General features: G+C 67.3%; 19 protein-coding genes. 10 read left to right on the forward strand and 9 right to left on the reverse strand.

Annotated features, from left to right (window positions below; all coding sequences use genetic code 11):
* Window positions 1-56 precede the first annotated feature (56 nt).
* Together rpsA and cmk are read right to left on the reverse strand one after the other, a co-directional pair.
* The gene (gene rpsA / locus EVS83_RS11120) at window positions 57-1745 is read right to left on the reverse strand and encodes a 30S ribosomal protein S1 (protein WP_133501114.1); all 1689 of its coding nucleotides are present in this window, start codon (window positions 1743-1745) and stop codon (window positions 57-59) included.
* 195 nt (window positions 1746-1940) lie between these two features.
* Complete coding sequence (cmk, locus tag EVS83_RS11125) at window positions 1941-2612, reverse strand: (d)CMP kinase (protein ID WP_133501136.1); 672 nt, start codon at window positions 2610-2612, stop codon at window positions 1941-1943.
* Between the two features lie 217 nt (window positions 2613-2829).
* Between cmk and ykgO the strand changes: the two genes are divergently transcribed.
* From ykgO to EVS83_RS11155, 6 genes are all read left to right on the forward strand, one after another.
* Window positions 2830-2955, forward strand: coding sequence for a type B 50S ribosomal protein L36 (gene ykgO / locus EVS83_RS11130; RefSeq protein ID WP_010342887.1), 126 nt, complete (start codon window positions 2830-2832; stop codon window positions 2953-2955).
* Between the two features lie 176 nt (window positions 2956-3131).
* Window positions 3132-3455 carry a hypothetical protein gene (locus EVS83_RS11135; RefSeq protein ID WP_133501115.1) on the forward strand — a complete coding sequence of 108 codons (324 nt, stop codon included), beginning with the start codon at window positions 3132-3134 and terminating at the stop codon, window positions 3453-3455.
* Window positions 3456-3466: 11 nt separating this feature from the next.
* A complete protein-coding gene (locus EVS83_RS11140) occupies window positions 3467-4498 on the forward strand; it encodes an agmatine deiminase family protein (protein ID WP_133501116.1) in 1032 nt (343 codons plus the stop codon).
* On the forward strand, window positions 4498-5388 hold the full coding sequence (locus EVS83_RS11145) for a carbon-nitrogen hydrolase (RefSeq protein ID WP_133501117.1): 891 nt from the start codon (window positions 4498-4500) through the stop codon (window positions 5386-5388). The genes EVS83_RS11140 and EVS83_RS11145 overlap by 1 nt, the downstream gene beginning before the upstream one ends.
* A gap of 1 nt (window position 5389) precedes the next feature.
* Window positions 5390-5938 carry a GNAT family N-acetyltransferase gene (locus EVS83_RS11150; RefSeq protein ID WP_133501118.1) on the forward strand — a complete coding sequence of 183 codons (549 nt, stop codon included), beginning with the start codon at window positions 5390-5392 and terminating at the stop codon, window positions 5936-5938.
* Between the two features lie 53 nt (window positions 5939-5991).
* Window positions 5992-7212: a TraB/GumN family protein gene (locus EVS83_RS11155; RefSeq protein ID WP_133501119.1), complete on the forward strand. Its 1221-nt coding sequence runs from the start codon at window positions 5992-5994 to the stop codon at window positions 7210-7212.
* 51 nt (window positions 7213-7263) lie between these two features.
* On the opposite strand, the gene EVS83_RS11160 is transcribed toward EVS83_RS11155, so the two are convergent.
* From EVS83_RS11160 to EVS83_RS11170, 3 genes are read right to left on the reverse strand one after another with little or no spacing between them, the layout of a single operon-like run.
* Complete coding sequence (locus tag EVS83_RS11160; protein WP_133501120.1) at window positions 7264-10368, reverse strand: efflux RND transporter permease subunit; 3105 nt, start codon at window positions 10366-10368, stop codon at window positions 7264-7266.
* The gene (locus EVS83_RS11165; RefSeq protein WP_133501121.1) at window positions 10365-14057 is read right to left on the reverse strand and encodes an efflux RND transporter permease subunit; all 3693 of its coding nucleotides are present in this window, start codon (window positions 14055-14057) and stop codon (window positions 10365-10367) included. The genes EVS83_RS11160 and EVS83_RS11165 overlap by 4 nt, the downstream gene beginning before the upstream one ends.
* Window positions 14058-14068: 11 nt before the next feature.
* Window positions 14069-15181, reverse strand: coding sequence for an efflux RND transporter periplasmic adaptor subunit (locus tag EVS83_RS11170; protein WP_133501122.1), 1113 nt, complete (start codon window positions 15179-15181; stop codon window positions 14069-14071).
* Between the two features lie 279 nt (window positions 15182-15460).
* On the opposite strand from EVS83_RS11170, the gene EVS83_RS11175 reads away from it, so the two are divergent.
* Entirely contained in the window at window positions 15461-15856 is a 396-nt protein-coding gene (locus tag EVS83_RS11175; RefSeq protein ID WP_133501123.1) for a c-type cytochrome, read from the forward strand.
* Between the two features lie 8 nt (window positions 15857-15864).
* Window positions 15865-16317 (forward strand): c-type cytochrome, encoded by a 453-nt coding sequence (locus EVS83_RS11180; RefSeq protein ID WP_133501124.1) that lies wholly within the window; start codon window positions 15865-15867, stop codon window positions 16315-16317.
* An 87-nt stretch (window positions 16318-16404) separates the two neighbouring features.
* Here the strand turns inward: EVS83_RS11180 and EVS83_RS11185 are convergent, their stop codons facing one another.
* From EVS83_RS11185 to EVS83_RS11195, 3 genes are all read right to left on the reverse strand, one after another.
* Window positions 16405-16752, reverse strand: a complete 348-nt coding sequence (locus EVS83_RS11185) for an MmcQ/YjbR family DNA-binding protein (RefSeq protein ID WP_133501125.1) — start codon at window positions 16750-16752, stop codon at window positions 16405-16407.
* A gap of 69 nt (window positions 16753-16821) precedes the next feature.
* Complete coding sequence (locus tag EVS83_RS11190) at window positions 16822-18567, reverse strand: hypothetical protein (protein WP_133501126.1); 1746 nt, start codon at window positions 18565-18567, stop codon at window positions 16822-16824.
* 16 nt (window positions 18568-18583) lie between these two features.
* Window positions 18584-19180, reverse strand: coding sequence for an NfuA family Fe-S biogenesis protein (locus EVS83_RS11195; RefSeq protein ID WP_133501127.1), 597 nt, complete (start codon window positions 19178-19180; stop codon window positions 18584-18586).
* 122 nt (window positions 19181-19302) lie between these two features.
* Here EVS83_RS11195 and EVS83_RS11200 point away from each other — a divergent pair, with 122 nt between their 5' ends.
* Both EVS83_RS11200 and EVS83_RS11205 read left to right on the forward strand, forming a co-directional pair.
* Entirely contained in the window at window positions 19303-19638 is a 336-nt protein-coding gene (locus tag EVS83_RS11200; RefSeq protein WP_133501128.1) for a 4a-hydroxytetrahydrobiopterin dehydratase, read from the forward strand.
* A complete protein-coding gene (locus EVS83_RS11205) occupies window positions 19622-20053 on the forward strand; it encodes an energy transducer TonB (RefSeq protein ID WP_133501129.1) in 432 nt (143 codons plus the stop codon). The genes EVS83_RS11200 and EVS83_RS11205 overlap by 17 nt, the downstream gene beginning before the upstream one ends.
* Window positions 20054-20068: 15 nt before the next feature.
* Here EVS83_RS11205 and EVS83_RS11210 read toward each other — a convergent pair.
* Window positions 20069-20663, reverse strand: a 595-nt coding sequence (locus EVS83_RS11210) for an RluA family pseudouridine synthase (RefSeq protein ID WP_133501130.1), incomplete at its 5' end; no start/stop codon positions are given.

Genomic DNA, 20663 nt, shown 5'->3' on the forward strand with positions numbered 1-20663 from the left:
CGCATAAAAAAGGACGGCCCGACAGGGCCGGGCCGTCCCGGTTTTACCGCAGGCGATTACTCGCCCTTCTGACCCAGCTGCTCGCGGAGCAGCGCGCCGAGGCGCGTGGTGCCGCTCGAGGCTTCCGACGACTGACGGTTGTAGTCCGCCACCGCTTCGCTCTCTTCCGCGTAGTCCTTCGCCTTGATCGACAGCTGCATCTGGCGCGACTTGCGATCGTTGCCGATCACCTTCGCCTCGACCTGGTCGCCGACCTTCAGGCGCGTGCTGGCGTCGTCGACGCGCTCGCGGGCGATGTCGCGGGCCTGGATGTAGCCCTCGACGCCACCGTCGAGCTCGACGGTCGCACCCTTCGCGTCCACCGCCGTCACCGTGCCGCGCACGATCGAGCCGCGCGAGTTGGTGGCGACGTAGGAACCCATCGGGTCCTGCTCCATCTGCTTGATGCCGAGCGAGATGCGCTCGCGCTCCGGATCCACGGCCAGGACGACGGCTTCCACCGTGTCGCCCTTCTTGAAGTTGCGCACGATGTCTTCACCGGTGGTATTCCACGCGATGTCGGACAGGTGCACGAGGCCGTCGATGCCGCCGTCCAGGCCGATGAAGATGCCGAAGTCGGTGATCGACTTGACCTGGCCCGAGACCTTGTCGCCCTTCTTGTGGAGGACCGAGAAGGTTTCCCACGGATTCGACGTGACCTGCTTCATGCCGAGCGAGATGCGGCGACGGTCTTCATCGACGTCGAGCACCATGACCTGCACTTCGTCACCGACCTGCACGATCTTCGACGGGTTCACGTTCTTGTTGGTCCAGTCCATCTCGGACACGTGCACCAGGCCCTCGACGCCCGGCTCGATCTCGACGAACGCGCCGTAATCGGTGACGTTCGAGACCTTGCCGAACACGCGGCTGTTGGCCGGGTAACGACGGGCGATGTTGTCCCACGGATCTTCGCCGAGCTGCTTCAGGCCGAGCGAGACGCGGTTGCGCTCGCGGTCGTACTTGAGCACGCGGACGTCGAGCTCCTGGCCGACTTCCACCACTTCCGACGGATGACGCACGCGCTTCCACGCCATGTCGGTGATGTGCAGCAGGCCGTCGATGCCGCCGAGGTCGACGAACGCACCGTAATCGGTGAGGTTCTTGACGACGCCCTTGAGCACCGCGCCCTCGACCAGCTTCTCCATGAGCTGCTCGCGCTCTTCCGAGTGCTCGCTCTCGACGACGGCGCGACGCGACACGACGATGTTGTTGCGCTTGCGGTCGAGCTTGATGAGCTTGAACTCGAGTTCCTTGCCCTCGAGGTAGCTCGAATCGCGCACCGGGCGCACGTCGACCAGCGAACCGGGCAGGAAGCCGCGGACGTCCTTGATGTCGACGGTGAAGCCGCCCTTGACCTTGCCGCTGATGCGGCCGGTGATGGTCTCGTTCTTCTCGAGCGCCTGCTCGAGCTCGTCCCACACCATGGCGCGCTTGGCCTTCTCGCGCGACAGGACGGTTTCGCCGAAGCCGTTCTCGATCGAGTCGAGAGCGACCTTGACTTCGTCGCCCACGCCGACATCGATCTCGCCAGCGTCGTTCCGGAACTGTTCGATGGGCACGATGCCCTCGGACTTGAGGCCGGCGTTGATCACCACGACGTCGCCGCGGACATCCACGACGATACCGGTGACGATCGAGCCCGGCTTCAGCTTCGCCAGATTGGTCTGGCTCTGTTCAAACAGTTCGGCAAATGATTCGGTCATTGGAAATTGCTCTGTTGGACACACAGGCTTCGCATGCGCCGTGGCGTCATTGCGGGCCCACCCGTTGGGGGCGCGGAAATCGCACCGTGTATGGAAGATCCGTCGCACGACGCGACGGGCCGGATCTGCCGGCCGGACGTTGACAGGCTCTGGTTCGGAAGCGTTTCCGAGAAGGCCGCGAACGGCTCGTATCGGTTATGGCTGGACCAGGGACAGCACGCGTTCGACCACCGCTTCGATGCCGGTGCCGGTGGTGTCGATGCAGACGGCGTCGTCGGCCGGCCGCAATGGCGCCACCGCGCGTGAAGCATCGCGGGCGTCGCGGGCGAGAATCTCCCGCAGCAGATCGCCCAAGTTAACGGAAACTCCCTTTTCCTTCAACTGCTTATACCGCCGCTCGGCCCGTTCCTCGGCGCTGGCGGTCAGGAACACCTTGGTGGCGGCGTCCGGGAAGATGACGGTGCCCATATCGCGGCCGTCGGCAACCAGGCCCGGCGGCTGGCGGAAGACCCGCTGCCGCTCCTTCAGCGCGGTCCGGACCTCCGGAATCGCGGCGATCGCCGACGCAGCGGCCCCGGCCGTCTCCGTCCGGATCTCGTCGGTGGCGTCCCGGGAGTTGATGAGGATGCGGAGTTCCTCGTTGGGCACCTCGATGAACTCGATCCGGCTGTCGAAGGCGCAGCGCACCAGCGCGCCGGGGTCGCTGAGGTCGAGGTCGGCCCAGCCGGCCGCGACGCCGACCGCGCGGTAGAGCGCGCCGGAGTCGAGGTAATGCCAGCCGAGGCGCTGGGCGACGAGGCGACTGATGGTGCCCTTGCCGGAACCGGACGGGCCATCGATGGTGAGCACGGGGACGTTGGGATCCATGTCGCCATTCTCGCCGGTCGACGCGAAAATGCCCATGACATCGTGGGCGACCGCGGCCGTCGACGCTTCCGGGATCCGGACTCCGTGATTCGGGCCGGTCGACACTCTCACCCGCCCGGATCGCGTCGGCCGCACATCCCATTGTTTTTCAAAATCTTAGGCCGCTATAATGCGCGGCTTCGTTTGCCCGTTCTTCTCTTTTGCCGAGGTTTTACTCATGAAGGTCCTGTCCTCCCTGAAGTCGGCGAAGGCCCGTCACCGTGACTGCAAGGTCGTCCGCCGCCGCGGCAAGGTCTTCGTGATCTGCAAGTCGAACCCGCGCTTCAAGGCCCGTCAGCGCTGATCGCGCGACACCTTGCCGGTTCGCCGAAAAGCCGCCGCAAGGCGGCTTTTCGCGTTCTGGGACGTGCGTATCGCTGCGTCGCCTTCACCGTCCGCCGGGACCGCCCTTCGGACAATGCGGCCGCTGCATACAATCGCGGCTTCATCCCGCTCCGGGCATCGCCCGAGGAAGACTCCATGGTTCGCACCGTTCTGGCTGTCACCGCCCTCGCCCTGCTGTCCGTCGGCACCGTTCGCGCCGAGACCCTGCTCATCGACCGCGTGAAGCAGGAAAGCGCCGCGATGCCTGCGCGCGGTATGCGCGTCGCCGATGTCGAGAAGCGCTACGGCGCCCCGAGCCAGCGCCTCGATCCTGCCGGCGGCCAGAAGCGCCAGTGGCCCGCGATCCAGCGCTGGGTGTACCCCGCCTTCACCGTCTACTTCGAACACGGCCGTGTGATCGACGCCGTCGCCAACAAGGTCGACGCCGAAGAGATCGGCCCGAAGCCGGCGATCCGCTGACAGGAATTTCGATGACGCAACACGATGCACGGCTCCCCGCCGAGTGGGAGCCGCAGTCCGCCGTCCTCATCGCGTGGCCGCACGCCGACACCGACTGGGCCGATCGCCTGGCGGACGTGGAGACGACGTACGTCGCGCTCGTCGCCGCGATCGTTCGCTTCGAGCGCGCGATCGTGTGCGTCGCGGACGACACACTTGAATCGCATGCGCGCTCGCTGCTGGAAGCCGCGGGCGTCGATCTGTCGCGCGTGCGCTTCGTGCGCAGCGAGTACGACGACACGTGGCTGCGCGATTCCGGGCCGATTACGTTGCGCAAGGACGACGGCTTCCGCCTGCTCGATTTCCGTTTCACCGGCTGGGGCGGCAAGTTCGAGGCCAGCCGTGACGATGCGCTGGTCGAAGCCCTGGAACGCGGTGGCCTGTTCATGCGGGCCGAGCGCAAGTCGATTCCGTTCGCGCTTGAAGGCGGTGCGATCGACACGGACGGCGACGGCACCCTGCTGACGACGTGGCAGTGCCTCAACCAGCGTCATCCGGAGGCGTCGCGCGAAATGCTGTCCGCGCACCTCGCCGAATGGCTGGCGCAGGATCGCGTGCTCTGGCTCGACCACGGCTATCTCGAAGGCGACGACACCGACGCGCACGTCGACACGCTCGCGCGTTTCGCATCGCCCGACTCGATCGTCTACCAGGGCTGCGACGATCCGTCGGATTCGCACTACCCGCATTTGCGCGCGATGGGCGAGGAACTCGCCGCGCTGCGCACGAGGGACGGCCGTCCCTATCGGCTGTTCGAACTGACTTGGGCGCAGCCGATCGTCGACGAAGGTCGTCGCCTCGCTGCGAGCTATGCGAATTTCCTGATCGTCAACGGCGCGGTGCTCGCGCCGGCATACGGTGATGCGGCGGACTCGCGCGCGAAGGCCGTGTTGCAGCAGGCGTTTCCGGACCGCGAGATCGTGATGGTCCCGTGTCGTCCGCTGATCTGGCAGAACGGCAGCCTGCACTGCATCACCATGCAGCTGCCGGAAGGAGTGGTCTGATGTCGAAGAAGAAGGTCCTGCCTGTCGCGCTGGTGCAGGAGAAGAATCACGGCACCGCCGAGGCCAACCTCGACGTGATCGCCAGCCGCGTCGGCGACGCGGCGAAGAACGGTGCGAAGCTCGTGCTGCTGCAGGAGCTGCACAACGGCGCGTATTTCTGCCAGCACCAGTGCGTCGACGAATTCGAGAGCGCCGAGCCGATTCCCGGCCCGACGACCGAACGCCTGTCCGCGCTCGCAAAGCAGCACGGTGTCGTCATCGTCGGTTCGCTGTTCGAGCGTCGCGGCCCCGGGCTTTATCACAACACCGCGGTGGTGCTCGACGCCGACGGCTCCCTCGCCGGCAAGTACCGCAAGATGCACATCCCCGACGACCCGGGCTTCAACGAGAAGTTCTACTTCACGCCGGGCGACATGGGCTTCCATCCGATCGATACGTCGGTGGGCCGCCTCGGCGTGATGGTGTGCTGGGACCAGTGGTATCCGGAAGGCGCGCGCCTGATGGCGCTGGCGGGCGCCGAAATGCTGCTGTACCCGACTGCGATCGGCTGGGACCTGAACGACGAGCAGGACGAGAAGGATCGCCAGCGCGGCGCGTGGATCCTGTCGCATCGCGGGCACGCGGTTGCGAACGGGCTGCCGGTGCTGTCGTGCAATCGCGTCGGCCACGAGCCGTCGCCGATCGGTCGCAGCGGCATCGACTTCTGGGGTTCGAGCCACGTGCTCGGTCCGCAGGGCGAAGTCCTCGCCGAAGCGTCGACCGACCAGTCGCAGGTGCTGATGGCGGAGGTCGACCTGCGCCGCAGCGAAGACGTGCGCCGCATCTGGCCGTTCCTGCGCGATCGCCGCATCGACGCCTACGGCGATCTGCTCAAGCGCTATCGCGACTGACATGACGCCCGAGATCCGTCCCGCCCGCGAGACGGATCTCGACGCGATCCATCGCATCTACGCACGCGAAGTCGAGCACGGCACGGCGACGTACGAGTACGACGTGCCGGCGGTCGACGTGCTCCGTGACCGCTGGCGCGCGATCGTCGACGCGGGTTATCCGCACCGCGTTGCCACCGTCGGTGGCCGCGTCCTCGGCTATGCGTATGCCAGCGCGTATCGCGCGCGCGAGGGTTACCGGTGGACGGTCGAGAACAGCGTTTATGTCGATGAGGCGGCGCGCGGGCTCGGCATCGGGCGGGCACTTCTCACATCGCTCATCGACGACTGCACCGCGCTCGGCTACCGGCAGATGATCGCTGTCGTCGGCGATGCGGCGAATACCGCGTCGATCGCGCTGCACGAACGCCTCGGCTTCCGCGTCGTGGCGCGCTTTCCAGGCATCGGTCGCAAGCACGGGCGCTGGCTCGAAAGCGTGCAACTGCTCCGCGTCCTCGGTGACGGCGAACGCACCGCGCCGGAAGCGCCGCCGTTGCCGGACCGTCGCTGACTCCCTACCCTGCCCGCACGGCGCCATCGGGCGCCGACGCTTTAAGAGACCCCATGGATCCGACGACCGCTCCGTCCGACACGCTCGCCACGCAACCGCACGTCATCGTCGAGCGCGACGGCGTGCGCTACACGCTGCTGGGCACCGCGCACGTCTCGCGCGCGAGCGTGGACGCCGTGCGCGAAGCGATCGCGACGGGCGCGTACGACCACGTCGCCGTCGAGCTCGATGCGGCGCGTGCGCAGGCGCTGGTCGAGCCGGAGGCGATGGCGAAGCTCGATCTTGTCGAGGTGATCCGCACCGGCCGCACGGCGATGTTCGCGGCCAATCTCGCGCTCGCGGCCTACCAGCGCCGACTGGCCGAGCAACTCGGCATCGAGCCGGGCGCGGAATTGAAGCAGGCCGTGATCGATGCGCGCGAAAGCGGTGTTCCGGTCTCGCTGATCGATCGCGACGTCGGCCTGACGTTCCGCCGCGCGGCGGCATCGCTGACCTGGTGGCAACGCATCAAGCTGGGCAGCGGGCTCGCGGTGTCGCTGGTGGCGAACGAAGAAGTCCCCGAAGACGAGATCGAGAAGCTCAAGGAAGGCGACATGCTCGAGTCGAGCTTCGCCGAATTCGCGAGCCACAGCCCGCAGCTGTACGAGACGGTGATCGCGGAGCGCGATCGCTACATGGCCGCGGGCCTGCGTGACGCCGGTGCCAGCGAAACGCGACCGACCAACGTGCTGGCCGTCGTCGGCGCCGGGCATCTGGCCGGGTTGTCGCGCGAACTCGAATCGCAGACCGGCGATCCTGCGTCGGTTCGATCGGCGCTCGAGGCGACGGCGACCAAGCGCAAGATCCCGTGGTTCACGATCGTCATCACGGCTCTCTTGCTCGGCGGCGTCGTGTGGGGTTTCCGCCACGGCGGTATGGCACTGGCGTCGGGCGTGCTGGTGCAGTGGTTCGTCGCGACGGCGCTGCTGGCAGGGCTCGGCGCACTGCTTGCCGGCGGCCATCCGCTCAGCGTGCTCGCGGGTGCGGTCGTGGCGCCCTTCAAGCCGTTCCGCCCGGCGATTCCCGCTGGCGCGGTCAGCGCGCTCGTCGAAGCGCGACTGCGCAAGCCGACCTACGCGGACTTCATCTCGCTGCGCGAAGACGTGCGCACGCTGGGCGGCTGGTACCGCAATCGCGTCGCGCGGACGCTGCTGGTCTTCATCCTGACGAACTTCGGAACGATGGCTGGCGAATGGATCGCGATCGCTCGCATCGTCGGCAAGCTGTCGGGCTGACGTACGCGGACCATCCGTAAAGAAAAAGGGGCCTTTCGGCCCCTTTTTGCGTCACTCCGCCAACATCGCGGTCGCTGCGGCGAGCCCCGGTGCGGCGGATGGCTTGCCCCGCGCCTTGCGCCACAGACGCGCCGTGGAATTGCGCAGGTCGTCGAGGATGGCGTAGATCGTCGGCAGGAACAGCAGACTGACGATGGTCGAGAACGCCAGGCCGCCGGCGATCGCACGCGCCATCGGGTAGTACGGCGGCCCGTTGCCCGCCATCTGCGTGTTGCCGACCGCGATCGGCACCATCGCGAGGATCGCCGTGCCCATCGTCATCAGGATCGGACGCAGGCGTTCGCGGCTGCCTTCCACGAGCGCATCGGTCCGCGACAACCCGCGTCGACGCAGGTTGTTGATGTGCTCGATCATCACGATGCCGTTGTTCACCACCACGCCCATCAGCACCAGGATGCCGATGAAGGCCATGATGTTGAACTCGGTGCCGGTCAGCCAGAACAGCCAGAACACGCCAAACACCGAGAAAAGCACGCCCGACATGATGGCCGACGGGAACAGGAGGGATTCGAACACGGCCGCCATGACGACGTAGATCATGATCAGCGCGAGCCCCGTTTTCACCAACATCTCGCTCATGGCCTCGTCGTCCTCCTGGAAAGCGCTGCCGTCGAAGCTGTAGGTGTAGCCCGGTGGGAACTGCACGCTCTTGAGCGTCTCCTCCATCGCCTTCTTCGCCTTGTCGGGCTCCACCTTGTCGGCGAGGCTCGCAAGGATCGTGATCGTCGTCTGGCGATTCGTGCGCTGGATCTGGCTCGCGGACGGGCGCACATTGACGTCGACCATCGCGAGCAGAGGCACCTGGCGGCCATCGGGCGAACGGACCGTAAAGCCGGCGATGTCGTTGACGCCGAACTGCTCGGCGCCAGCAAAACGCACCCACACCGGCACCTCGGTATCACCGCGACGGAACTCGCGGAGCGGAGCACCGCGGAGCGCGAGACCCACGAACTGCGACACTTGCTGCGCGGTGAAGCCGAACGACGCGGCGCGTTCGCGATCAACGCGCACCGCCAGTTCGGCGTTCTTGTCGCCGGTGTCCACATGCACGTCGCGCAGTTCCGGACGCTTCGCGAGGATCGGTACGATGTCGGCGCCGAGATCTTCCAGCGCCTGCGTCGAGTCGCCGACCAGCTGCACCTGCACCTTCTGGCCCGGCCCACCGTTGTTGCCACCGTTGTTGCCGATGTTGAGTTCAGCGCGCGCGGACTTCGGCAGCTCCTTGCGCAGCTTCTCGATGAACGGCTTGAGGCTCGGAACCACCTTCGTATCGACGGTCAGTCGCGTCGACGCCCCACCCTGCTCGCTGTAGTACGAGTAGATCTGGGTGATGCCGTAATCCTTGCGGTGCCCGTCGAGGAAGTGCTCGATGCGGAGCAGCTCGTTCGACATCTGCTCCTTCGTGTACGCACCCTTCCACTGGTAGTTGATGTTGACTTCGTCGCCGTCGTCGCCACCGAACATGTTCTTCTTGGTCATCATCATCGGCACGACGCTGATGACCACGATCAGCAGGATGCCGGCGACGCTCGCACCGCGATGGTCGAGCGTCCAGCGCAGCAGCGCGGCGTAGCGGCGCTGGAGGCGTGGGATGAAACCATTCGCGCTGCGCACGGCCGGCGGCGTCTTCATGCGCGCCGACAGCATCGGAATGAGGCTGACCGCGACCAGCCACGATGCCAGCAGCGACACCGAGATCGTGATCGCGATCTGCGACAGGTAGATGCTGAGGAAGTTGCGCTCGCCGAACAGGTTCGGCAGGAACACGATGCAGTGACACAGCGTGCCGGCCGACAACGCGATGGCGACGTGCCGCGTACCGACGATGGACGCCAGCACCGGGTTGTTCGGCATCTTCTCGCGTTCCTGGTAGATGCTCTCCACCACCACGACCGCGTTGTCGACGAGCATGCCGATGGCGAGCAGCAGACCCATCATTGAAAGGATGTTGAGCGTGACGCCGGCGAAGTACATGAAGCCGAGCGTCATCACAAAGCAGATCGGGATGGCGAGCGTCACCATCGCCGTCGACGCCCAGTGGCGCAGGAAGAAGAACAGCACGGCGATCGACAGCACGAGGCCGATGGCACCAGCCTCCGCCAGCGAGCTCAGCGAACTCGTGACGTCCTCGCCCTGGTTCTGGATGATCTTCACCTGCACATCGTGCAGCGCGGGCTCCTTGCGGATTTCTTCCACTTCCTTGAGCGCGCGGCTTGACACCTCGACGAGGTTCGCGCTGCGCTCCTTGAAGATGTCGAGGCCGACCGCGGGACGGCCATCAAGGCGACGCCCGTAGTCGATGCGGGCCGGCTTCAGTCGGATCTCCGCGATGTCGCCGAGGCGCGTGCCGTTGCGATCGATCACCAGCTGGCGCAGCTGATCGAGGTCCTGGAGCTCGCCGACCGGCTGCACACGAACGCGGCGGCCGCCATCGTCGATCTCGCCACCGGAGACCGAGAAATTCGCGGTCTGCAGGCGCTGCGTCAGGTCGTTGAGTACCACGCCGTGCGAGGTCAGTGCGTCGGGATCGATCGCGATCTCGACTTCGTTCGGTGCCGCGCCGGACACGTCGACGCGTGCGACGCCCGGGATGCGCTCGAGTCGGCGCTTGAACTCGCGCTCGATTAGGTCGTACGCACCCGTGAGGTCGCGCGCACCCGCGAGGCGGACCTGCAGCACCGGCTGGTCGGACGTCGAGAACTTGTTGACGGTGTAGCGCTTGAGATCGTCCGGCAGCTGGTCGCGGATCGCGTCGATGCGCTCCCGCGCTTCCGACGCCGCGATCGACACGTCGCGACTCCAGTCCGAGAAGAACACCGCGACGCTCGCACCTTCGGAACGCGCATTCGACTCCATGCGCTTCACGCCGGTCAGCGTCGACAGTGCTTCCTCGGTCGGGCGCAGCACCGTGCGTTCGACCTCTTCCGGCGTGGATCCCCCATACGGCATCTCGATGAAGATGCCGGGGAACGTCACCTCCGGAAACGCCTCGAGCGGCAACCGCACGCCGGCGATCAGGCCGATCACCAGCAGCGACACGAAGAACATGATCGCCGTGACCGGCCGGCGGATGCTCAGTTCGGCGACGCTGTTCATGCCGGCTGTACCTCCGCGTCCTGCAGGTCGGCCTCACGCTGTGCGATGCGCTTGGCGCGACGCACGTAGTGCTCGTCGGCGCGGCGATCCAGCAGGTCGTAGACCACCGGGATGACGATCAGCGTAAGCAGCGTCGACACCGCGAGGCCGCCCATTACCGTGATCGCCATCGGCGAGCGCACTTCCGCGCCTTCGCCGAACGCGAGCGCCAGCGGCAGGAAGCCGAACAGCGTGCAGAGCGTGGTCATGGCGATCGGTCGCAGGCGCGAACGCGCACCGTCGATCAGCGCTTCGCGCTTGGGAACGCCGTGCTCGCGCAGCTGGTTCACCTTGTCGATCAGGATGATCGCGTTCTTCACCACGAGGCCGACCAGCAGGATCAGTCCGATGAACACGACGACCGACACCGGCGAGTTCGTCAGCAGCAGCGCACCCACCGCGCCGACCATCGCGAGCGGAATGGTGAACAGGATGACGAACGGGTGTAGCAGCGATTCGAACTGCGACGCCATCACGAGGTAGACGAGGAACACCGCGAGGCCGAACGCGAACAACAGCGAGCGCACGGATTCACCCAGCTCTTCACCCTGGCCACCGATATGCATGCCAATGTCGGTACCCAGCGGGTTGTCCGCGACGAGCTGCTGCACTTCCTTGATCGCCGCGCCGAGGTCGATGCCGCGCAGGTTCGACGACACGATCGCCACGCGCACCTGGTCGGCACGATGGATCTCGCTCGGGCCGGTCGTCGACACGACGTCCGCGACCGACTCCAGCGTTACCGGTGCACGACCATTGCCCGGGTTGACGATCAGGCGACGGATGCTTTCGACCGATGCACGATCGTCCTCGCTCGCGCGTACCAGCACGTCGATCTTGCGATCGCGGAAGCTGTAGCGCGTGGCGACGTCACCGCGCACCTTCTTGACCACCGCGTCGGCGATCTGGCGGGTCGTGAGGCCCAGCGCCGCCGCGCGTTCCTGGTCGAAACGGATCTGCACTTCGGGGAAGCCCTGCTCCACCGTCGACTTCACGTCGGCGTAGTGCGGATTCGCACGCAGCAGCTTCGTCAGGCGATCGCCCGCGACGCGCAGGCTGTCCAGATCGCTGCCGCGCAGTTCGATTTCCAGCGGGGCCGAGAAGCTGAAGAGCTGCGGGCGACGGAAGTCGACCTGCGCCTGCGAGACGCCGGCGATCGATGCACGCAGCTTGTCGGTCTCAGCGGCTTCGACTTCGCGACTTCCGCCGTCGGCCATCACCACGGTGATCTTGCCGATGTTCTCGCCGCTTTCGGTCGGGTTCGCATCGAGTCGCGTGCCGCTGCCGCTGACGCCGAACAGCGAGCGGATGCCGGAATCCTTCTCGTGCTCCTGCTGCAGGCGGCGAACGATCGCGTCGGTCTCCCGAAGCGGCGTACCCGGCGGCAACTTCACCGTCATCTCGAAGCGATCCTGCGCGAGCTGCGGGATGAGGTCGGCACCCAGAAGAGGAACGGCTGCGAGCGTGAGCGCGAATGCGATGGCCGCAGAGCCCAGCACCAGGACCGGACGGTTGAGCGCCGCCGGCAGCATCGCGATGTAGCGACGTTCCGCGCGGTCGTAGATCGACATCGCGCCACGACTCGCCGCGCCCATTACCGGGCCGATGACGCCGCCGCCGACAGCACGCCACACGCGGATCCCGGTCCACGACGAGCCGTAGAACATCGGCCCGACGACCGAGCGCACGATGAGGCCGAGCATCCAGAACGGCAGCGCGACCAGGCGCGCCGGCAACAACAGCACCCACAGCGGAATCGCGAACGCCGCGCGCATGGTCGACTTCAACGGCCAGCGATACAGGCCCGGGCGGCTGCGAACGACGCGATACGTGCCGATCAGCAGCGTGACCGGCAGCGCGACGATCGTCGCGAGCAGACCAAGCAGGCGGTTAGAGATGCGGCGCCACGGCATCGTCAGCGCTTCGCGGAACAGCTGGACGTCGGCGGCATGTTCCGGCGGCGGCTCGGCGTCCTGCAGGTCGCTGGCGCGCGCCTTCAAGGCGCTCAGCATCGGGATCAGCGTCATCGACACGACCAGCGAGATCGCGATGGCGACCGCCACCGTCAGCGCCTGGTCGCGGAACAGCTGGCCCGCGATGCCCTGCACGAACACCAGCGGCAGGAAGACCGAGATCGTCGTCAGCGTCGACGCGACGACCGCCATGCTCACTTCGCGCGTGCCCTGGATCGCCGCTTCGAGCACGCCAAGTCCTCGCTCCCGTGCCTTCGCGATGCTTTCGAGCACGACGATCGAGTCGTCCACGACAAGACCGGTTGCCAGTGCAAGGCCGCCCAGCGACATCACGTTGAGGCTGAGGCCCAGCCGGCCCATGAAGAAGAACGTGGTGATGATCGACACCGGCAACGACAGCGCGACCACGAACGTGCTCCAGCCGTCGCGCAGGAACAGGAAGATGATCAGCACGGCGAGCACGCCGCCGATGATCGCGTCGTCCTTCACGCTCGAAATCGCGTTGCGGATGAATTGCGACTGGTCGTCGATGACGGTGAGTTCGACGTCGTCCGGCATGTGCTCGCGGATGTCCTTGAGCTTCTTGTCGACGGCGTCGGCGGTGGTGACGGTGTTCGCGTCGCCTTCCTTGTAGATCGCGAGCTCGACGGCTTCGCGGCCGCCAAGGCGGATCACCGACTCGCGCTCCTTGAAGCCCTGGCGAACGGTGGCGATGTCTTTCAGGCGCACCGGCATGCCGCCGGCGGGCGTCGACGAGCCCGACGATGCGTTCTGCACCGACGCTGCAGCCGCCATCGCGCTCGCATTGCCCGTCGCCGCTGCAACGCGCGCCATTTCCGCCGCGGCCTGTGCGGCGGCGCCGCCACTGGCGGACGACGTCGTCACCAGCATGTCGCGGATTTCGTCGACGGTCTGGAACTGGTTGACCGTGCGCACGAGGTAACGCTGCGTGCCCTCTTCCAGTCGGCCGCCGGAGACGTTGACGTTCTCCTGGCCGAGACGCTGGATCACGGTCTCGATCGACAGACCGAGCTGCGCGAGCTTCTGCTGGTCGATGTCGACCTGGATCTCGTCTTCGAGACCACCGCCGACCTTGACGGCCGCGACGCCGTCGACGGGCTCCAGCTTCTTCTTCAGATCTTCGTCGGCGTAGCGACGCAGCTCGACGAGACGGCGCACCGAATCACCTTCCGCCGCATTCTTCGCGGTCAGCGCGAGACGCATCACCGGCTCGGTCGACGGGTTGAAGCGCAACAGCACGGGCGGCTTCGCTTCGAGCGGAAGCTGGAGCGTCTCGATCTTGTCGCGCACCTCGAGGCTGGCCTGGTCCATGTCGGTGCCCCAGGCGAACTCGAGCACGACATCGCTCTGCCCGGTGCGCGACACGCTGCGCAGCTTGCGCAGGTTCTTGACCACGCCAAGCGCTTCTTCGGCCGGCTCGGAGATCAGCGTTTCGACCTCCGCGGGCGCCGCACCTTCGTACTCGGTGCGGACCGTCAGCGTCGGATAGCTCAGGTCGGGCAGCAGGTTGACCTTGAGTTCGCGCAGCGCGAGGAAGCCGAACAGCACGAACGTGATCATCGCCATGAAGACGGTGACGCGGCGTCGCACCGCGAACTCGACGATGCCGCCCTTCGACGGCGCCGCGTCAGGCGGCGAATGCGTGGAGTCGGACATGGCGCGTCTCCTCAGCGAACGGCGAGCGACGCGCCACCGGCTTTCGCCGCAGCGGTCGGAAGCACCTGCACTTCGCTGCCTTCGCGCAGCGCCGTCTTGCCCGCGACCACGACCTGCTCACCCGACTTCAGGCCCGAGCGGATCTCCATCCAGCCGCCTTCGCTGTAGCCCAGCTTCACCGGCACGCGCACCGCCTTCTTGCCACGAACAACGTAGACCGCGGGATCAGCGTCGTCTTCGAGCAACGCCGTGCGCGGCACGACGAGCGCGTCCTTGCGCTGGTCGTAGTCAATGCGGATGCGGCCGAACATGCCCGGCTGCAACGTGCCGCCGCCGTCGAACGCGCAGATCACGCGGAACGTGCCGCTGCCGGAATCAACGACCGGCGCAACACGATCGACCTTGCCGGTGAACGGGCGTCCGGGCAGTGCGTCGACCTGCAGCTGCACGGGCAGGCCCGACTTCAACGTCGCCATCTCGCGTTCGGGCACGTTGAGCACTGCTTCCAGTCGCGACGTGTCGACGATGCGGAAGATCGGCGTATTGATCTGCACGAAGTTGCCGGCCTTGATCGAACGCTGCGCGATCACGCCCGAGATCGGGGCGACGACGTTCGCATACGAGAGTTCGAGATTCGCGAGGCGGTTCGCCGCGCGCGCGTTCTCGAGGTCGAACTTCAGCTGGTCGATGTCGTTCGCGCTGATCAGCTTCTGCGCGGAGAGCTGCTGCGACCGCGAGTAGTTCGCTTCGAGCTTGCGCATCTGCGCGGCGGTCTGCGCGGCCTGCAGCGCGGCGCGCGACGCGTCGAGGCGAACCAGCGTCTGACCGGCGCGCACCGCCTGCCCTTCTTCGGCGAACACGGCCAGCGCGACACCCGACGTCTTGGCGACGACCTGCGCTTCGCTGCGCGGCTCCAGCGGCGCGGTGCCGGTATAGCTCGCGGCAATAGGACGCGTGCCGACGACGGCGACCTCGACCGGGATGGCATCCGGCCCCTTCTTCTTGCCGTCCGGGCCCTCGCCCTCGGGCTTGGCGCCGCCCTTGCAGGCCGCGAGGACCAGGCAAGGCAGAAGGACGAGAGCGAGGCGGGCCGTGCGGGCGCGCGGTGCGGAGAAGGTGCGCATCGGAAAGAGTCCTTCGAGGCGATGACGGGAAATACGGGGCGGTACGCCGGTGTTGTACATAGGTATATCACCCATCTTCACGCCGCCCATGCGCCGAAGGTCACGGGTGCCGATGACACCCCGTCGGACGGCGCCGCCGACCGCTATCAGACGCCTTTCCTGCCGCGAATCGACGCCGACCGTCGTCGAAATGAGGGCTGCAGGCTATACTCGGCCGCTTGTGCGCACGCCCCGGCGTGGCATTTCCTTATCGCCCGAACGAGAACCGCGGACCCAACCATGCGACCGCTGACGATCGCCGCCCTTGCCCTGACCACGCTGCTCGCCGTCGGCGCGCATGCGCAGCAACCCGCCCCGGCCGCGACGCCGGCCGCCCCCGCCGCGACCCCGGCCGCTCCGGCCGCCGCTGCCGCTCCTGCCGCGAAGGGCGACGCCGCCCGTGGGCGCGAGCTGGTCTTCACCTGCAAGGGCTGCCACGGCGTGACGGGCTACAAGAACGCGTACCCGAACTACCACGTGCCGCGCATCGCCGGCCAGAACCCGACCTACCTCATCAACGCGCTGACCGGCTACAAGCAGGGCACGCGCAAGCACCCGACCATGCAGGCCCAGGCGCAGAGCTTCTCGGAGCAGGACATCGCCGACATCGCCGCCTACATCTCGAGCCTGAAGTGAGCCCGACCATGACGATCAATCGACTGCTGCCGGGCAGCCTCGCCCTCGCCATCGCCCTGCTCCTCACCGCCTGCGGTCCGCAGAAGACCGAGGAAGGCAAGGCCGCCGAGACCGAAGCGCCGGTCTCCGAGCACTCCTCCGCGGGCCTGCCCGACGGCAACATCGCCGCCGGCGAGAAGTTCGCCAACACCAAGCAGGCCGGAACGGGCCAGGCCTGCGTCGAATGCCACGGCAAGGAAGGCGCCGCGCCGATCGACGCGAGCTACCCATACCTCGCGGGCCAGTACGCCGACTACGTGGCGAATGCGCTCGAGATGTACCGCGACGGTCGTCGCCAGAACACGCTGATGGCTGCGCAGGCGAAGGAACTGAAGGATCAGGACATCGCCGACCTCGCCGCGTATTTCGCGTCGCGCCAGCGCAAGGTGTACGACCTGCACGAGCACGAAAGCGCCAAGTAATTCCGTCGCGATCGCTGCATGGCAAACGGCCCGCTTATGCGGGCCGTTTGCGTTTCCAGTTGGGCGTCGCAGCAGAACGAGGGCGCGCTACGCAGCAGGTCCGGCCATGCCCGCAGCGGCGACGAGACGCTTCGGCGCCTTGTTACGCCACGCAGCGCGGATGAGATGTTCGACCGCTTCGGGCGTTGCGCGCGACAGGTCGACCCGCACGCCACGGATTTTCTGCCCCCAATGCAGCGGCTCGACCGCGTCCGCATACATCTCGACGGCCAGCAGACGCTCCTGCTCATCCACGAACACGTGCACATGGTGTCCGTCCGGCGGAACGGTGACGAAGATTTTTCCCTTGACGCGAAACGACGCGTAGTCGAAATGCGGGGCTTCGACGACGTCGGGAAGCGCCATTGCGATCGCACGAACCATCTGCACGTCCATCGCTGATCTCCTGTCACCGACGCATCCGAACGCTGGAACGCGATCACGGCGCGCGATGCGCCGCGATGCTCAACCGCCGTCGTTCGTCGTCGTTCCCGGTGGCACGCCGGTCTTCGGGGGCGCGAAGAGACCCGGGAGCTTCGGCGGCGGCGGCGCCTTGCCATCCTTGTCCCATGTGGCGCCGTTGTTTTCCTGCAGCGACGGCTTGAACGGCACGTCCGGCGGCGGACGCGCGACCGCGGGCTGCTCCTGCAGGTTCGGATCGGAGATGTCGCAGCCGCCGCCGAACTGCAGGATCGAAATGATGCAGACGATGCGCTTGTTGGTCCCCGGAATCGGAATGCCGACCTGCTTGACGCCCTTGTCGACCCAGTCGTTGAGGAGCGTCTGGTTCGGGCGCCATACGCGATCCCAGCGCGTCGGCTCGTACGGATTCGGCTTGCGCTTGAGCCACGTGCCCGCGCGATCGAGGTCCTTGATTTCCTGCGTGATCATGCCCGGCGGATGCCCCGCCGACGCCGAGCCCGGACCTTCCGCGAGACGCGGCCGCCCATTGCTGTCGTAGAGGCTGTTGCCCGGACGATTACGATCGGACTGGCCCCAGTCGTCGCCGCGCTTCTGCGTCGCCCACGAGCCGGGTGCGGGCGTCGCCTTCGGCCCGGTGCCGACGCCCGCGCTCGGGCTTGCATTGGTCGGCCCCGCCGCGGCGCTGCCGGGCGCGTTGGATGTCGACGACGCACTCGCATTCGCAGCCGACGCCGTGCCCGGCGCGGTCGAAGGTTGCGCGCCCGTGCTGGACGACACGGCCGCTGTAGCGGGCGCCGTCGATGTGGATGTCGACGGCGCAGCGGACGCCGCCGCCGGGCGATTCGGAATCTCGCGCGCCTGCACATCGACGGACTGCGCGGCGGCACGCGGTACTTCAACCGCAGGCGTCGGCGCTGCGGTGATCGACGGCGCACGCACGGCTTCGGGAATGTCGCGCGTCACGATGGTCGGCGTCGCGGCCTGCACCGGTTCGATGTCGACGCGCGGCGTCGGCACGTTGAGTTCAGGCGCGCGCGCGAGCTCGGGAATCGGCACGACGCGCACTTCCGGGACCTGCGCGGGCTCGACCTGCACCGTTGGATTCGGCAGCGAGGTCGGCGGAAGCTTGAACGTGCCTTCGTCCGGGACAGGCTTCGACAGGTCGACCGGTTGCGGCGGCGTGGCGGGGGGCGATGTCGGTGTCTGCTCCGCAGGCGCATTGGCAGCGGTCGAAGGTGTCGCGGGTGCCGGCGGGGCCGCGGCCGATGCAGCCGCAGGGGCACTCGCTGCTGCACGCGATGGCGACGAGTCGGCTTGCGAAGTCGCTGGCGAAGGCGCCGGCCCACCGCCTTCCTCCGCCGGCGTGCCGCGTCCGATGTACTCAACCTGCACCGCGACGTCTTCTTCCGGCGGCGCGGGCGGCATGATCCGCAACGCCGTGATGACGAGCAGCATCACGATGAGGACCGCATGCCACACCGCGTCGACGCCACCGGCGATCCAGCGCCAGCTGCGCTCGTCCTTCGACGCCGGATGCCAGTGCTGACGCCACAGCGTGCCGAACGCCTGCCAGCGGTTGAGCGCGAACGCTCGCGGCGGTGGCGAGGCGAGTTCGCGCGACGCGAGAATCGCGACGACGTCGTCGACCGGCGCGCCGGTGACATGACCCGGCTTCTGCGCCCATCGATCGAGCCACGCGTTCCAGCTGACGCGCGCAGCGGCTCGCAGCCGGCTTTGTGGCCCGGCGCGGGAGTTCAGTGCGTCGATGATGTCGGCGGCGGTCGTCACTGCCGGCGCGGTTCGGTCAGGCCGCCGAATCGCGCGGGATGTACGGTGCGGCGCCGGTCGCGTGATCGGTGGCGTCGCGCACCGCGGTCACACCCGGCACCTTCTCCATGAGGGTGCGCTCGATGCCCTGCTTCAGCGTGACGTCGGCCATGCCGCAGCCGTGGCAGCCGCCACCGAAGCGCAGGTAGACCGCACCGTCCGCATCGATCGAATCCAGCGTCACGTGGCCGCGATGCGAAGCGAGCTGCGGATTGATCTCGTTATCGATCAGATAGCGAACGCGATCGACGAGGCTGGCGTCGTCGGCCGGCGCCTGGCCCTTGATCTTCGGCGCGCGGATCTGCAGTTGCCCACCCGTCGCCTTGGTTTCGTAGTCGATGTTCGCGCCATCGAGGAACGGGACGCTCGCGGCGTCGAGCCACAGCGTGAAGCCATCGCAGTCGACCGCCCACTCGTCGCCGTGCAGGTCCGCCGGCTCGGCGAACTCGAGGCGCACGTCGGCGCGCGGCGTGCCCGCCTCCGATGCCGAAAGCCGGACGCCGAGGCCCGGAATCGCCTCGCGTTCGATCAAGCGGCGGAAGTGGCCCTGCGCGGATTCGGAAATATCGATCATCGGGCTATTCTAGCCATCGCTGCTGCCGCTTCTTCGCGCCGCTTTCACGGACGGGACGCCGGCATACGGGCCCGATTCAGTCATCTCGACACCGCCGTCGACGAACGCGACAGGAGTCCTCCATGCCGTCGAACCTTTCCGATCAGCGCTGCACGCCGCGTCGCGGCGCCAAGCACCGCATCGACCCCGCCCGCGCCGCCGAAATCGCCCGCGAAATTCCCGAGTGGGCCATCGTCGAGGACGGCCAGGCCATCACCCGCACGTTCCGGTTCCCGGACTATTACCGCACCATGGCCTTCGTGAACGCGCTGGCGTACGTCGCCCATGAGCAGGATCACCATCCCGACCTCGGCGTGCATTACGACCGCTGCGTCGTCCGCTATTCGACGCACGACGTCGGCGGCCTGTCCGAAAACGATTTCATCTGCGCGGCCAAGGCCGATGCGCTGGTCGGCTGACGTGCGCGTCGTCGCGATCGCGTTGCTCGCGTTCGGCCTCGCCGCGTGCAGCGAAGCGCCGCCCCCGGCACCGGTGGGCAAGACCCAGCCGCCGTCGGCCGTCAGCACGCCTCCGCCTGCCTATCCGGAAGCGCTCGCCTGCGCGGGCGTCGGCGGTACGGTGCAGCTGCGCGTGCTCATCGGCACCGACGGCCACATCGGCAAGACCGAGCTCGTCACCAGCAGCGGCAATCGGGAGCTCGACGCTGCCGCGCAGGCCGCCGTGCGCGAGTGGACCTTCAATCCCGCACTACAGGCCGGGCGTCCGACGGCGCAGTGGATCACCGTGCCGATGACGTTCCATGTCCCGAGCGAGCGCCCGGAGGCCTGCGACGCCCGCGAACAGGCCGCGGCCGAAGCGCTGCAGAAGAAGTGAGCCGACGCGCCTGCGTCAGCGCAGGCGATCGAGCACGTCGACGAGTTCCGGCGCGAGCGGCGCGTTGAGCAGGTAAGGCGTACGCCCTGCGTCGAGCGCGAATTCCAGCGTCGACGCGTGCAGGAACAGGCGCTTCAGACCGACCTGTTCGCGCAGACGCTTGTTGACGTCCGCGTCGCCGTACTTGTCGTCGCCCGCGACGGGATGACCGATGTGCGCAGAATGCACGCGGATCTGGTGCGTCCGCCCGGTCTCGATGCGGATCTCGCAATACGAATGCCCACCACGGCGTTCCAGCACGCGGACGTGGCTCAGCGACGGCTTGCCCGCGGCGTTGACCTGCACATGGCGCTCGCCGCGCTGGCGCAGGCCCACGTGTAGCGGCGCGTCGACGGACATCGTGCCGTCGGGCATGCGGCCGACGAGAAGTGCGAGGTAGCGCTTTTCGATGTCGGGGCGGGACGCTTCACCCGCGGCCTCCGATCCCTCGCGCATGAGCCCCTGCAACTCGGCGAGCGCCGAACGCTTCTTGGCGACGACGAGCAGGCCGGAGGTGTCGCGGTCGAGGCGATGCACCAGTTCGAGCGTCTGGCCGGGCCGCAGCGCGCGC

The sequence above is a fragment of the Cognatilysobacter terrigena genome (assembly GCF_004361065.1).
GTDB lineage: Bacteria > Pseudomonadota > Gammaproteobacteria > Xanthomonadales > Xanthomonadaceae > Cognatilysobacter > Cognatilysobacter terrigena.

Excerpts from the sequence above, each read along its gene's own strand:
- EVS83_RS11170 (WP_133501122.1), bottom strand. The coding sequence starts at position 15,181 with ATGCGCACCTTCTCCGCACCGCGCGCCCGCACGGCCCGCCTCGCTCTC.
- EVS83_RS11160 (WP_133501120.1), bottom strand. The coding sequence starts at position 10,368 with ATGAACAGCGTCGCCGAACTGAGCATCCGCCGGCCGGTCACGGCGATC.
- EVS83_RS11195 (WP_133501127.1), bottom strand. The coding sequence starts at position 19,180 with ATGATCGATATTTCCGAATCCGCGCAGGGCCACTTCCGCCGCTTGATC.
- EVS83_RS11140 (WP_133501116.1), top strand. The coding sequence starts at position 3,467 with ATGACGCAACACGATGCACGGCTCCCCGCCGAGTGGGAGCCGCAGTCC.
- EVS83_RS11175 (WP_133501123.1), top strand. The coding sequence starts at position 15,461 with ATGCGACCGCTGACGATCGCCGCCCTTGCCCTGACCACGCTGCTCGCC.
- rpsA (WP_133501114.1), bottom strand. The coding sequence starts at position 1,745 with ATGACCGAATCATTTGCCGAACTGTTTGAACAGAGCCAGACCAATCTG.
- EVS83_RS11155 (WP_133501119.1), top strand. The coding sequence starts at position 5,992 with ATGGATCCGACGACCGCTCCGTCCGACACGCTCGCCACGCAACCGCAC.
- EVS83_RS11145 (WP_133501117.1), top strand. The coding sequence starts at position 4,498 with ATGTCGAAGAAGAAGGTCCTGCCTGTCGCGCTGGTGCAGGAGAAGAAT.
- EVS83_RS11180 (WP_133501124.1), top strand. The coding sequence starts at position 15,865 with ATGACGATCAATCGACTGCTGCCGGGCAGCCTCGCCCTCGCCATCGCC.
- EVS83_RS11200 (WP_133501128.1), top strand. The coding sequence starts at position 19,303 with ATGCCGTCGAACCTTTCCGATCAGCGCTGCACGCCGCGTCGCGGCGCC.
- cmk (WP_133501136.1), bottom strand. The coding sequence starts at position 2,612 with ATGGATCCCAACGTCCCCGTGCTCACCATCGATGGCCCGTCCGGTTCC.
- EVS83_RS11185 (WP_133501125.1), bottom strand. The coding sequence starts at position 16,752 with ATGGACGTGCAGATGGTTCGTGCGATCGCAATGGCGCTTCCCGACGTC.
- EVS83_RS11205 (WP_133501129.1), top strand. The coding sequence starts at position 19,622 with ATGCGCTGGTCGGCTGACGTGCGCGTCGTCGCGATCGCGTTGCTCGCG.
- EVS83_RS11135 (WP_133501115.1), top strand. The coding sequence starts at position 3,132 with ATGGTTCGCACCGTTCTGGCTGTCACCGCCCTCGCCCTGCTGTCCGTC.
- EVS83_RS11165 (WP_133501121.1), bottom strand. The coding sequence starts at position 14,057 with ATGTCCGACTCCACGCATTCGCCGCCTGACGCGGCGCCGTCGAAGGGC.
- ykgO (WP_010342887.1), top strand. The coding sequence starts at position 2,830 with ATGAAGGTCCTGTCCTCCCTGAAGTCGGCGAAGGCCCGTCACCGTGAC.
- EVS83_RS11150 (WP_133501118.1), top strand. The coding sequence starts at position 5,390 with ATGACGCCCGAGATCCGTCCCGCCCGCGAGACGGATCTCGACGCGATC.